Here is a 13424-nt window from a genome sequence, read left to right as displayed (position 1 = left end):
AGGTGTAACCCAAAAGACGGAGAGCATTATGTCATCGATGGACCCGGAAGAAACACCCTCTAACCGCGCACGCCGACATTTTCTCGGTGTTGCGGCGGCTACCAGCGCAAGAGTTGCCGGAATCGCTGTTGCGACCATGGCAATCGCCTCTTCGCCCGCGAAAGCAATGGGACGTAATTGGGGCGGCGGTCGCGGCGGCGGACATGGCGGTGGAGGTTATTCCGGCGGCGGCGGTGGTGGTGGCCATTCCGGCGGCGGACACTCGGGTGGTGGTGACGGCGGGGCGAAGTGCCTGCTGCGCGGCACCTTGATTGCAACACCATCGGGCGAAGTCGCGATCGAGGATCTGCGCCTTGGCGATCTCGTCGAAACGATCTCGGGCGAAGCCAAGCCAATCCGCTGGATCGGCCGCCAAACGTTTCGTAAGAGCGTCGCGTCCTGGCACCCGACCGTCATGCCGGTGCGCATCTCGAAGGGCGCGCTTGATGACGGAATGCCGAGCCAGGATCTCTACATCTCTGCCGGCCACGCGCTTTATGTCGATGGCGCTCTCGTCCGCGTCAAGGATCTGATCAACGGCAGCTCGATTGTCTTGGCCCTGCCGGATGGCAGGGAAACGGTCGAATACTATAACGTGCTGCTCGACAGCCATGACGTAGTGATCGCCGATGGCACGCCGGTAGAGACATTCCAGCTTCGCGGCAGCGACTACGAGAGCTTCGATAATTTTGTCGAACTCGAAAAGCTCTATCCGGTCGAGCGCCGGCCCCGCATGGCGCCTTACGCGCCTGTGGTCGGCGAAGAAAGCGGACGGCAGCATCTGAAAGCTCTGCTGTTGCTCAGCGTTTCGCCTATCGTTCCGCTGCGTGATCCGTTCAAGACCGTTTCGCGGCGCATTTCGAGCCGCGCTGGCGAACTGGTGGGCTGATAGCAGCCGGCTGACAACTCATGCTCTTCATTGCGGATTGGCGCGGTCCTGCGCCAATCCGTTTTTATGTGATCACACATTATTAGCGGCTTGGCGCTCGCTCGGCTGGGACCAACAGGTACCGGCCGCTTTTGTATGGCATTCTCATGCCTCAGCGATCAGCGAGGAGCATCTTGCGGCGTCGGACACCGCTTATAGCGCTATGGCAACATCCTATGCTTGGGTATAGTGCAGTGCGGCATCGACAGGTGTTATGCTGGCTGGACCGAGTGTGGAGAAACAGGAATATGGCGAAGAAGCGCCCCGAGGGAATTGAGAAATACGACGCACCGGCCGGCGGATGGGGCGCCTTGCGCGCGGTCGCCAAGACGCTTGCCCACCAACAGGTCGTCGCTCAAGGAACGGCAACGCTCCTGAAGGCCAACAAGCCCGAGGGCTTCGATTGTCCCGGTTGCGCGTGGCCGGATCCCAAGCACACCTCGTCCTTCGAGTTCTGCGAAAACGGCGCCAAGGCCATCACATGGGAATCCACCGCAAAGCGTGTCGACCCGAGCTTTTTCGCAGAGCATACGGTGTCTGAATTGTGGGAATGGACCGACCACGAGCTCGAGGACGAAGGCCGCCTGACGCATCCTATGATCTACAACGCCGAGACCGATCGCTACGAGGTGATCGAATGGGACGATGCCTTCGCGCGCATCGGCGCCGAGCTCAACCGGCTGGACGACCCGCATCACGCGGAGTTTTATACATCCGGGCGCGCGTCCAACGAGGCCGCTTTTCTCTATCAGCTACTGGTGCGCGCTTATGGCACCAACAATTTTCCCGACTGCTCGAACATGTGCCACGAGGCAACCAGCGTCGGCCTGCCGAAGTCGATCGGCGTCGGCAAGGGCACGGTTCTCCTTGAGGATTTCGACCACACGGATGCGATCTTCAGCTTCGGCCACAATCCGGGCACCAACCATCCGCGCATGATGGCGACGCTGCATGAGGCGTCGCGGCGCGGCGTGCCGATCATCGTCTTCAATCCGCTGAAGGAGCGCGCGCTCGAGAAATTCGCCTCGCCGCAGGACCCCGTCGAAATGGCGACGCTGTCGTCGACGCGGATTGCCTCGGCCTATCATCAGGTCCGCACCGGCGGTGATCTCGCGGCACTCAAGGGCTTGATGAAGTGCGTATTCGAGATCGATGATGCCGATCTCGCCGCCGGCGGCCCCGGTGTCCTCGACCGCGCCTTCATCGCCGAGCACACGACCGGCCTCGAGGCGCTGCGCGAGGATATCGACTACACCAGCTGGGACAGCATCGTCACCGTATCCGGCTTGACGCGGGAGGCGCTGAAGAGTGCTGCCGAGGTCTACGTGAAGGCCAAGAGCGTCATCCTTTGCTACGGCATGGGCATCACCCAGCACAGCAACGGCACGGGTAATGTGCAGCAACTCGCCAATCTGTTGATGCTGCGCGGCAATATCGGCCGCCCCGGCGCCGGCATCTGCCCGCTGCGCGGTCATTCCAACGTTCAGGGCGACCGGACGGTCGGCATCACCGAGATCCCGAACAAGGCGCTGATCGACGGAATGGAGCGGGCCTTTGGCTTCCGCCCGACCGACCTGAAGGGACACAACGCGATCGAATCCGTCGAAGCGATCATGGAGGGCACCTCGAAGGCGCTGATCTGCCTCGGCGGCAATCTGGCGGTCGCCATGTCCGACACCGAGGTCACCTTCGAAGCCATGCGCAAGCTGGACCTCGCGGTACACATCACCACCAAGCTCAACCGCTCGCATCTGCTGATCGCCAAGACCTCGATCATTCTTCCGTGTCTTGGCCGCACCGATCTCGACACCCAGGCGACGGGTCCGCAATCGGTGACCGTCGAGGATTCCATGTCGATGGTGCATGCGTCGCGCGGCTTCCTGAACCCGCCGAGCGAGATGCTGAAATCCGAACCCGCCATCGTCGCCGGCATTGCGAAAACGACGCTTGGGGATCGCTATGGCATCGATTGGGATGGCATGGTCGCCGATTACGACAGGATCCGCGACAAGATCGAAATCGTCTTTCCCGATTTCTTCGACTTCAACAAGCGTGTGCGGGTTCGCGGCGGCTTCCGGCTGGACGTGCCGGCCTCCGAGCGTCGCTGGAAGACGGAGAGCGGCAAGGCGAATTTCCTCATCGGCCGTGGCCTGCATGAGGACCCGCTGGTGAAGAACCCTGACGCACTCGTGCTGACAACGCTGCGCAGCCACGACCAGTACAACACCACGATCTACGGCATGGACGATCGCTACCGCGGCGTTTTCGGCCGCCGCGACGTCATTTTCATGAACAAGGATGATCTGGCGAAACGCGGATTGGCGGATGGCGACATCATCAATGTCGTCTCCCTGCCGTCGGCGGACGGAAAGTCGCGCAGCGCGCACGGCCTGACCGCGATCGAGTACAATATCCCGAAAGGATCGATCGCCGGCTATTACCCTGAGATGAACGCGCTGATCGCGCTCTCGGCCTACGACCGTACTTCGGGCACACCAGCCTACAAGGGCGTCCCGGTGACGGTCATTGGCGCGACCGCGTAGCAGTCACGATGTGTGTTTCGGGCCTCGTCAAAACGAGGCCCGAAACGAATTGATCAGGCTGCGCGCTTCAGCGCGTCGCCGATAATCGAGACGATCGTCTCGATCTGATCCTTTTCGATGATCAACGGCGGCGAGAGCGCGATGGTGTCGCCGGTGACGCGGATTAGCAGCCCCTTCTTGAAGCAATCAACGAAGACGTCATAGGCGCGGGCGCCGATCGCACCCTCGCGCGACGAGAGCTCGATGGCGCCGACCAGGCCGAGGTTGCGGATGTCGACGACGTTCGGCAGGCCCTTCAGCGAGTGAAGCGCTTCCTGCCAGGTTTCCGTGAGACCGGCGCCGCGCGTCAGCAGGCCTTCTTCTTCGTAGACCTCAAGCGTGGCGATGCCGGCGGCGCTGGCAACCGGGTGACCGGAATAGGTGTAGCCATGGAAGAGCTCGATGGCATTCTCAGGGCCGGTCATCATCGCGTCATAGACCTTGCGGCTTGCAAACACCGCGCCCATCGGGATCGCGCCGTTGGTCAGACCCTTGGCCGTGGTGACGAGATCGGGCACGACGCCGAAGTAATCGGTCGCGAATGGCGTACCGAGACGGCCAAAGCCGGTGATGACTTCGTCGAAGATCAGCAGGATGCCGTATTTGTCGGCGATCGCACGCAGGCGGTCGAGATAGCCCTTGGGCGGCAGGATAACGCCGGCGGAGCCGGACATCGGCTCGACGATGACAGCCGCGATGGTTTCGGCGCCATGCAGCGCGACCAGACGTTCCAGATCTTCGGCAAGCTCGATGCCATGGGCCGGGAGGCCCTTGCTGAAGGCATTGCGCTCGACGTCCAGCGTATGGCGCATGTGATCGGCCGGGATCTGCGGGAAGACGCGGCGGTTGTTGACGAGACCGCCAACGGAGATGCCGCCGAAGCCGACGCCGTGATAGCCCTTCTCACGACCGATGATGCGGGTGCGGGTGCCCTGCCCGATGGCGCGCTGATAGGCGATGGCAATCTTCAGCGCGGTATCGACGGATTCAGAACCGGAACCGGTGAAGAATACGCGATCAAGCTGCGCGCTCGGACCACCGGGGGCGATCTTGACAAGGCGCTCGGCGAAATCGAAAGCAATCTGATGGCCCATCTGGAAGGTGGGGGCGAAATCCATGGTCATCAGCTGACGCTCGACCGCCTCGGCGATCCGCTTGCGGCCGTGGCCGGCATTCACGCACCAAAGACCGGCGGTACCATCCAGCACCTTATTACCGTCGACATCGGTATAATACATGCCTTCTGCCGAGGCGAGCAGACGCGGGGCCGCCTTGAACTGGCGGTTGGCCGTGAACGGCATCCAGAAGTTATCGAGCGACGGGCTGTTTGCTTTGCTGATCTGGTCCATGAGGTCTCTCCGGAATGGTGATGATGAAGTGATCGGCCAATTCAGATTCTCGAACAAGCCCTTTTCTCGCTGTTTTCAACCCCTTGAAAATCATGGCTTCCCAAATCGAATGTTGTTATATTTCGAACACTCGAAACCTTGGAAACACCATGTCCGTCGATATCGGCCAGCGCCTGCGCCATTTGCGCACGCTTTATAATCTTTCGCAACGCGAACTGGCGAAGCGGGCGGGCGTCACCAACTCCACCATTTCGCTGATCGAATCCAATTCATCCAACCCATCGGTGGGCGCCTTGAAGCGCATTCTCGATGGAATCCCGATTGGCCTGGCCGAGTTCTTCGCCTTCGAACCGCAGAAATCGCGCAAGGCGTTTTACGCTGCCGAGGAGCTGGTCGAGATCGGCAAGGGGCCGATTTCCTATCGGCAGATCGGCGAGAGCCTGTTCGGTCGACAGCTGCAGATCCTCAAGGAATGCTACCAGCCGGGCGCCGACACCGGCAAGGTCATGCTGGTTCATGAAGGCGAGGAAGGCGGCATCGTGCTTTCGGGCCGCATGGAGGTGACTGTCGAAGACGAGCGCCGCATCCTGGGCCCCGGCGACGCCTATTATTTCGAGAGCCGGCGCCCGCATCGCTTTCGCTGCGTCGGACCGGTCCCATGCGAGGTGATCAGCGCCTGCACGCCACCGACATTCTGAGGGCGCGCCACCCCAGGGCCACGCCCCGAGCCCCCAAACCTAAGTATAGTGTGGCCGATCTTCATGTCTGGCTATGGTTGCTTCGCTGCAAAGATGCGGGCACAACGTGCAGGGACGAGCACGCCCGCATTTTAAGCGACAGGATGAGGGAGGCTCCGCGAAATGACCCAGCTCTGGAGACATACCGTGAGTGACACGCGACGAGCGACCGTGGTGCAGCCTGTATCCCCCATGGTGCTGATCGTCGACGACGACATTTCCGTGCGCGAGGCGCTTGTCGATCTCTTTCAGTCGGTCCGGATCGATGTGTCCGCTTTCGACAGCCCCGCAGCGCTTCTTGCCGGCGCGGATCTGAAGCGACCCGGATGCATCTTGCTCGACGTTCGTCTCCCGGGGCTAAGCGGCCTCGATTTCCAGGGGCAGCTGGAGCGCATGGGAAGCAAGCTCCCGATCGTGTTCATGAGCGGTTTCGGCGACATTCCAATGAGCGTGCGGGCGATGAAGGCCGGCGCGGTGGATTTTCTCGTCAAGCCGTTTCGCGATCAGGATCTGCTCGATGCCGTCTCCACGGCGATCGAGCGCGACGCGGTGCAACGCCGCGACAATGCCGAGGGCGATGCCGTGGTCACCCTGGCCGAGACGCTGACCCCACGCGAGCGCGAGGTGATGATGGCGGTCAGCAAGGGGCTGATGAACAAGCAGATCGCCTATGATCTCGGGATCAGCGAGATCACCGTCAAGCTCCATCGCGGCAACGTCATGCGCAAGATGGAGGTTCGCTCGGTCGCCGACCTCGTGCGCAAGGTCGAGCTTCTGGCCACGCGCCAGCCGTAACAACTGACATCGACAGCCCGCTTCCGGTTGACTTGACGGCTGGAGCAGGACTAGCTGCGCGCGATCAAGCCGCGACTTGATTGCTGACATGGCGGTGCAGGTGCGCCGGCAAGCCAGCAGATCGATATCAAGAGGAATAGCCATGTCGGCCACCGCCCGCCCCGCCCCGATTTCCGAAACCGAACGCCGCGAGCGGCTTTCGACGCTGCGCAACCGCATGGGTGCCGCCGGCGTGGACGCCGTGCTCCTCGGCTCGACGGAGAGCCTGCGCTATTTCACCGGCCTTGTCTGGCACCAGAGCGAGCGGCTGGTCGGCGCGCTGATCACTCAGGCGGACCTCTTCTACATCGTGCCTGGCTTCGAGCGCAGCCGCGTGGACAGCCTGCCGAAACTCGACGGCGCGATCGTGACCTGGGAGGAAGACGAAAACAGCGCCGAGACCGTGGCCGGCCTGCTCACGGCGAAGGCCCGCGTTGCGCTCGACGACGCCTTGCCACTGTTCGTCTACCACGCGCTTGCCAAAGCACTCGGCGCGGAACGTCTTGTCGATGGCGCCCGCCTGATCCGCGATATCCGCCTGCGCAAGTCCGTGGCCGAAATCGGCATCATCCAGTACGCGATGAACCTGACGCTGGAAGTTCACCGCCGCGCGCATGCCTTTATCAAGCCCGGCGTCCTGGCTTCGGATGTCGTGCGCTATATCGACGAACAGCACCGCGCGCTTGGTGCTGCGGGCGGATCGAGCTTCTGCATCGTCTCCTTCGGCGAAGCGACCTCGCTGCCGCATGGCGCTGACGGCGAGCAGACCTATGCGGCCGGCGATGTCATTCTGGTCGACACCGGATGCCGTATCGACGGCTATCATTCCGATCTGACGCGCACCTATGTTCTGGACGAGCCGGATGCGGATTTTGCCCGCGCCTGGGCGATCGAGCGCGAGGCGCAGCAGGCCGTTTTCGACGCGGCCAAGCTCGGCGCCGCCTGCTCGAGCCTGGATGACGCGGCCCGCGCGGTTATGGTTCGCCATGGCCTTGGGCCTGATTACGCGCTGCCCGGTCTGCCGCACAGGGCCGGCCACGGTCTCGGCCTGGAAATCCACGAGGAGCCCTATATCGTGCGCGGCAACCAGATGGCGCTTGAGACTGGCATGTGCTTCTCGAACGAACCGATGATCGTTTTCCCCGGCCGTTACGGAATCCGTCTCGAAGATCATATCCACATGACCGAGACAGGCGCGGCATGGTTCACGCAGCCGGGCAAGAGCCCGACCGAACCGTTTGCGTGAGATGCACGACATCGCCTGACTGAGCTGTCGGGCGCCGGACAGAATGGAAACGAGAGGCCGCTGCCCGCACAGCGGCCTCTCGTCGTTTTACGATGACCGGCCGGCAGCCCCCTGTTCCAAGCGGCATTTGCTGATAAGTCTTGCTCCCAGGGAATGGAGGAGGACGTGATGAGCCGCAATATTGTTCTAGTGGACCCTTTGCCACGAACGCTCGATCTGATCATGAAGCCGGATGTTCGCCGCCGGCTGGAAAATCTCGGTGAGCTGGTGATTTCCGAAGATCGGCAGATGCCGGCTGAGCAGGTCGACGCATTGCTTCCCGAGACGGTGCTGATCTTCGGGCAGACGGACATGCCGCGCGAGCGGTTGGACCGGGCGCCGAAGCTGAAGGCGATCGTCAACGTCGAATCCAATTTCATGCCGAATATCGACTACCAAGCCTGCGTGGAACGCGGCATCTGGGTGATCACCCCGGCATCGGCCTTCGCATCGCCCGTGGCTGAGGCAGCGCTCGGCATGGCGCTCGATCTTGCCCGCGGCATTACCCGGGCCGACCGCGACTTCCGTGCGGGAACCGAACAATATGGGCTGGCCGGCAACGACGGCGTCTTCCGCTTCGCGGGCGCGCCGGTCGGGATCATCGGCTTCGGCGATCTCGGCAGGCAGTTGCGTGATCTGATCCGCCCGTTCAAGAACATGGTGCGCGTGTTCGACCCATGGCTACCCAAAGAGATCATCGAGCGGCTGGATTGCATGCCATCGAGCCTGGACGAGACATTGAGCGAGAGCCAGGTGGTTTTCGTCTTCGCCAGCGTGACCAGCGAGAACGAGGGCTTCATCGGCCGTCGCGAGTTTCAGCTGATGAAGCCGGGCGCCGCCTTTCTGCTGATGAGCCGCGCGGCGGTGGTCGATTTTCCCGCGATGCTGGAAGCGGTGAAATCCGGCCACATCATCGCCGCGACCGACGTCTTTCCGGAAGAGCCCGCCGCGGCTGACGACCCCGTGCGCGAGTTGCCGGGCTTGCTGCTCTCGGCGCACCGTACCGGCGGCACGCGCGATGCCTTCTACGAACTCGGCACGATGGCCGTCGCCGATGCCGAACTCATCATGAAAGGCCTGCCGCCGCAGCTTTGCCGGCGCGCTGATCCGGCAACGGCGAGCCGCTTGCGCTCGAAGCCTGTGTCGGTGTCCTGAGATAGTCTTGGGATAGAGCAGAAAATAAAAAAGCCTGTCGCGGGAGGAGGTGCGACAGGCTTTTTAAAACAAATGAACAGCAGCTGGGAGGAGGAGTGCTACTGTTCGCGCAAGTCCCTCTGGGAGGAGGAGTGAGGCACTTGCAAGGTCGAAGCTCTGCGGGAGGAGGATGCATCGCTTCGATGGATATGTATATACACACCCCCGCGCCTAAACGGTAGGCAAGTTTGCGCAGGGCAGCCATGCGCCATGCGCTTGGCGCGGAGCTCTCAAGATGGCAGTCGGAGCACGAAGCCCCTGTACTGATCGACCGATCCGGCTATAGAACCAGCTGTCACGCGGAAATGCTGGTGAAAGGCGACACGGAATGCTGCGCTGGGGAATTCTCGGAACGAGCTTCATCTCAAACACGGTGGCAGAGGCCATCAATGGCAGCGACGGATCGGTGATCGGTGCGGTCTTCGGTCGCGATCCCGAGCGCCTCGCAGCCTTTGCCGGCCGCTACGGTATCTCGGTCAGGCATTCGAACATTGATGCGATCGTCGACGATCCCGATATCGACGTGATCTACGTTGGTCTACCCAACAACGTGCACCACGACGCCGTCATCAAGGCGGCGGCGCGCGGCAAGCCGGTGCTGTCGGAGAAATCGCTGACCACGACGATGGAAGAGGCGCATGCGCTTGCCGCCGCTGTCGAGCAGGCCGATATCTTCTTTCTCGAAGGGCTGATGTATCTCAGCCATCCCGTGATCGCCGAGCTCGGCAATATCATCCGGTCCGGCCGTCTCGGCACCATACGCTCGATCTCGGGCGCCTATGCCGCGGATATCTGGCGGGTCGTCAATCCCGCGGGCGGCGGAACGCTCTATAATCTCGGCTGCTACCCGGCCTCGCTGATGCACTACGTCATTCAGACGGCCTTCGGCGCCGACGCCTTCGCGGATCGCGTGATCTCGGGACATGGCAACCGGTCGAGCCACGACGGCAACATCTGTGACGCGGCGCTCACCGCCCGCTTCGGCTCGGGCGTTTTGGCGACGCTGCAATCGACGGACAGCTACGGCATGGCGTTCGATTTCACGGTGCGCGGCGACCGCGCCTCGGTCCGCTTCCTCACCAATCCGTGGCTGCCCGTTGCCGGCGACAATCTGCTGGAGATTGAGGAATACGGCCTGCCGATAGAGCGCATCGTCGTCCCGTCGGACCACGACGCCTTCGGCCATCAGGTTCGCCTCGTGGAAGACTGCCTGCGGAAGGGGCTGAAGCAGGCGCCGCGCCCCTCGCCGCGCCTTTCCGATTCGATCGAGATCATGCAGCTATTGACGGAGTGGGAGCGATGCTGCCAGGCCTAAGCGGTGGGCCGGCTTGAGAAAGAGATCGATCCGGTTATATAAAATCATCATGATAACGTCAGCACAGATACGTGGCGCCCGCGCGATGCTCGGCCTCCAGCAAGCCGAATTGGCCGACGCCGCCGGCATCTCCGTAGCGGATCTCGACCATATCGAGCGCGGGGCCGAAAGCGCTGACAGCACGCGTCTCGCCGTCAGGCAGGCGCTCGAAGCCTCAGGCATCATCTTCGAATCGGACGGAGAATTGATATCAGGCGGGCCGGGCGTGCGGCTGGCGCAATCGGCGGGCAAGTCGTTCGACACCGTCGAGACGGAAGTTGTTCAATATCCGGAATTCATGAAGAACGACGCACCTCCCGGTGCCGGCGGGTGAAGTTGAGGTTGGTGAAATGAGCTACGACTTTCATGTCGGCCAGAAGGTCGTGTGCATCGATGACACGTTCAAGCATGTCAGCATCGACCAGGGCATTCGCAAGGGCGAAATCTACACGCTGCGCTGGGTCGGCGAATACACGCACTATATCGACGGTACCTTCTTCGGCGTGAAGCTTGAGGAACTGCATCGCGGCAACGATGACGGTCCGGAGGGCTACGGAGCCGCCGACATGCCATTTCGCGCCACGCGCTTCCGCCCGCTGGTCAAGGACAAGATCTCATCTCTGCGCAAGCTGCTTGCGCCAACACCCGATGCGCCGGTGGAGCCGAAGGTGAAGGTCAAGAAGAAGGAAGAGGTCTGAGCTTGAGATGCGCAACGGCGCGACTCATCGGACTTAACCATCAATTTGAGGACAATTCTTGAACAGCGTTTCCGATCTCATCGCCTCCGCAAAGACCGTTCATGCGCGCTATTTGGCGGGCCGCATGGAACGTGAAACGGTCCGGGAGTGGGTCATCCGGCTTGGCTCCTATCCACAGCCGCACGGCGACCGGGTGCGTGAGGCAGCCGAGTGGTTTCGCGCCGCACAGGCCGATCCGGTTCCGCTTGAGGTCAAGCTTGTCGACCTCGATCGGCTTTCCGCAATCGTTTCAGGCTGACCGAAATAGGTAGTCTTCGCGCAAAACGAACCCATAAATGGCGCTTGAACTTCCCAGAAGTTGCGTTACACTCAACTTACATAATTCGTCTCTGACGGCTGACCACGGAGGTACTGGCAGTCGTTGTCGAGACGGGTCGAGGAAGGTCGGTGCGGTTTCGCCCCGGCCTTTTTCTTTGCGGAATGGCTGAAAACGTGTGCAGTGGAGGCCGGCGAGGCGGCCGCAATAGCTATCGCGCCGCTCTGCTCGTCCTTGGCGGGTTCCAGGCGACAGCCTGATTGCGACCGTCGCGCTTGGCCTGGTAAAGGCCCTGATCGGCCTCAAGAATAAGCTCGGCGGCGCTTATCTGCTGCTTCCAGTTGGATTTGGCCGAAATGCCGATGCTGGCCGTCACCACGCCATATTCGCTGCCGGTGTGAGCGATCGCCCGCGCAAGCAGGGTGCTGCGGAATTGCTCCGCCAAGGCCAGCGCCTTGGTCTCATCGGTATCGGGCAATAGAACCACGAATTCCTCGCCGCCGAACCGCGCCAGCACGTCCTGGGGACGGTTCATTGTTCGGCGCAGGCAATCGGCGATTGCCTTCAGGCACGCGTCGCCCTCGGGATGGCCGTAGGTGTCGTTATAGGCCTTGAAGCGGTCCACATCGATCATCAGCACCGCCATTGGCGTTCGTTCAAGGCGGCTTCGCTCGACCGCAACCGACATCGCGTGGTCGAAGGCCCGGCGGTTGAGCAGCCCGGTCAGTGCGTCGGTCTCTGCGAGGCTCTTCATCTGCTCGGCGACTGTCCTGAGCGCGAATTCGGCCTGCTTCATCGTCGTGATGTCTGAGACCGCAACAAGCGCCATGCCATTGTCGGCGACGCGGGTGCGAAGGCTCAGCCAACGTCCGTCATAGAGTTCGAGCTGCTCGTCCTTGTCGAAGAACAGCGCGGCCGAGGCTTCCGATAACCATTCATCGGTGATCTCCTGCCGGAAGTCCCGCCGCTCGTTCGATTCAACGACCTTTTTCAGGATCTCGCGAATATTCGCTCCGGGCACCCGCACCTCACCCGAAAGCGGAAACAGCGCGGCATATTGCGTGTTGCTGAACACAAGCGTGCCGGTTCGATCGAACATCGCGAAACCATCCGACATGCCGGCCATGGCGAGCGACAGCAGATCCTTGCTCTCGCGCAGTTCCTGCTCGATCTTCCGTTCCTCAGTCACATCGCGCGTCGCGCCCGCAAGCCCGATGACAGTGCCGGTCCGATCCCTTAGCGGCACTTTCGATGTCGAATAGCAACGATCGCGGCCGCCTTCGCTCAGATACTCGATCTTGTCCAACTGCGACTGCCCGCTCTCCATCAGGGCCTGCTCTTCGGCATAGAGCATCTCCGCGCGGCGTTGCGTCGCCAGTTGGAAATCGGACGCGCCGACCATGGCCGCCGGTGACGGGTAGTGGTGGTGCTCGGCAACGTTCTTGTTGACGATGACGAACTTGCCTTCGCGGTTCTTCACGTAATGAAAGTCGGGCGTCTGTGTCAGCGCCGCCGACAGGATATCGCGGTCATGCGCCATTCTTTCGAACTGGATCAGAACGAAGGCGGCGATCATGATGCTGAGGAAATTGAGAACCGTGATCGGGAACCCGACGAGCTCAACGGCGCGTGCATTGGCCTGCGATGTCAGCACCGACATGACCACCAGCAGCGTGGCCGATACCGCGATACCAAGCACGGCCGCATCGGCCAGCCTGACCTTGCGCCTTCTCACGATCAGGTAGCCGCAGAGCCCGACCATGCCCACGACGCATATGCTGATCACGCCGTCGACCGCACCCGCTCCGCCCTCAGAAAGGCGAAACACCGAGGCGATCACGATCGTCAGGAGCACGGAGAAGGGGCCACCAAACAGGGCCGAAACCGCCACCAGCGTATAGCGGAGATCGACGAAAACGCCTTGATCCAGCGGCACCGCCAGCATCATCGAACAAATCGCACCAAGACCCATGGCGATGCCGAACGCCTGGTTGCGCCGGCGCTCGGACAGGGCACGCGTATGATAATAGGCGTGCGACCACAGCGATATTGCTAGCGCGGTGATGGCGAGGTTTCCGAGCAGTATCTGCCAAGTTGCGTTCATCGAT

At 61.8% G+C, this 13424-nt stretch carries 12 protein-coding genes; 10 read left to right on the top strand and 2 right to left on the bottom strand.

The genetic code is table 11. From position 1 onward, the window contains the following. The first annotated feature begins 28 nt into the window (after positions 1–28). Both ACODTZ_RS01035 and ACODTZ_RS01030 read left to right on the top strand, forming a co-directional pair. Entirely contained in the window at positions 29–928 is a 900-nt protein-coding gene (locus ACODTZ_RS01035) for a Hint domain-containing protein (RefSeq protein ID WP_489023120.1), read from the top strand. A 287-nt stretch (positions 929–1215) separates the two neighbouring features. Next, positions 1216–3510 (top strand): FdhF/YdeP family oxidoreductase, encoded by a 2295-nt coding sequence (locus ACODTZ_RS01030; protein ID WP_489023119.1) that lies wholly within the window; start codon positions 1216–1218, stop codon positions 3508–3510. 53 nt (positions 3511–3563) lie between these two features. Here ACODTZ_RS01030 and aptA read toward each other — a convergent pair whose 3' ends face one another. After that, positions 3564–4898, bottom strand: a complete 1335-nt coding sequence (gene aptA / locus ACODTZ_RS01025; protein WP_489023117.1) for an omega-aminotransferase AptA — start codon at positions 4896–4898, stop codon at positions 3564–3566. A gap of 149 nt (positions 4899–5047) precedes the next feature. On the opposite strand from aptA, the gene ACODTZ_RS01020 reads away from it, so the two are divergent. The 8 genes from ACODTZ_RS01020 to ACODTZ_RS00985 all read left to right on the top strand — a co-directional run bounded on the left by ACODTZ_RS01020 (position 5048) and on the right by ACODTZ_RS00985 (position 11298). Further along, positions 5048–5596: a cupin domain-containing protein gene (locus ACODTZ_RS01020; RefSeq protein ID WP_489023115.1), complete on the top strand. Its 549-nt coding sequence runs from the start codon at positions 5048–5050 to the stop codon at positions 5594–5596. Between the two features lie 186 nt (positions 5597–5782). Next, positions 5783–6430 carry a response regulator transcription factor gene (locus tag ACODTZ_RS01015; protein WP_489023113.1) on the top strand — a complete coding sequence of 216 codons (648 nt, stop codon included), beginning with the start codon at positions 5783–5785 and terminating at the stop codon, positions 6428–6430. A 142-nt stretch (positions 6431–6572) separates the two neighbouring features. Further along, on the top strand, positions 6573–7715 hold the full coding sequence (locus tag ACODTZ_RS01010) for a M24 family metallopeptidase (protein WP_489023111.1): 1143 nt from the start codon (positions 6573–6575) through the stop codon (positions 7713–7715). Positions 7716–7883: 168 nt separating this feature from the next. Further along, entirely contained in the window at positions 7884–8909 is a 1026-nt protein-coding gene (locus tag ACODTZ_RS01005; RefSeq protein WP_489023110.1) for a hydroxyacid dehydrogenase, read from the top strand. A gap of 367 nt (positions 8910–9276) precedes the next feature. Beyond that, the gene (locus tag ACODTZ_RS01000) at positions 9277–10263 is read left to right on the top strand and encodes a Gfo/Idh/MocA family protein (protein ID WP_489023109.1); all 987 of its coding nucleotides are present in this window, start codon (positions 9277–9279) and stop codon (positions 10261–10263) included. Positions 10264–10312: 49 nt separating this feature from the next. Then, the gene (locus ACODTZ_RS00995) at positions 10313–10636 is read left to right on the top strand and encodes a helix-turn-helix domain-containing protein (RefSeq protein WP_209235804.1); all 324 of its coding nucleotides are present in this window, start codon (positions 10313–10315) and stop codon (positions 10634–10636) included. Positions 10637–10652: 16 nt separating this feature from the next. Further along, positions 10653–11000: a CAP-Gly domain-containing protein gene (locus tag ACODTZ_RS00990; RefSeq protein WP_112436629.1), complete on the top strand. Its 348-nt coding sequence runs from the start codon at positions 10653–10655 to the stop codon at positions 10998–11000. A gap of 58 nt (positions 11001–11058) precedes the next feature. After that, positions 11059–11298 carry a hypothetical protein gene (locus tag ACODTZ_RS00985; protein WP_113177349.1) on the top strand — a complete coding sequence of 80 codons (240 nt, stop codon included), beginning with the start codon at positions 11059–11061 and terminating at the stop codon, positions 11296–11298. A 229-nt stretch (positions 11299–11527) separates the two neighbouring features. On the opposite strand, the gene ACODTZ_RS00980 is transcribed toward ACODTZ_RS00985, so the two are convergent. Further along, positions 11528–13420 (bottom strand): diguanylate cyclase, encoded by a 1893-nt coding sequence (locus ACODTZ_RS00980; protein WP_489023107.1) that lies wholly within the window; start codon positions 13418–13420, stop codon positions 11528–11530. Between the last annotated feature and the right edge of the window lie 4 nt (positions 13421–13424).

It is taken from the genome of Rhizobium sp. FG113, from assembly GCF_057809895.1.
The sequence above is the reverse complement of the archived record's forward strand: the minus strand, read 5'-3'. Positions and strand labels throughout refer to the sequence as shown.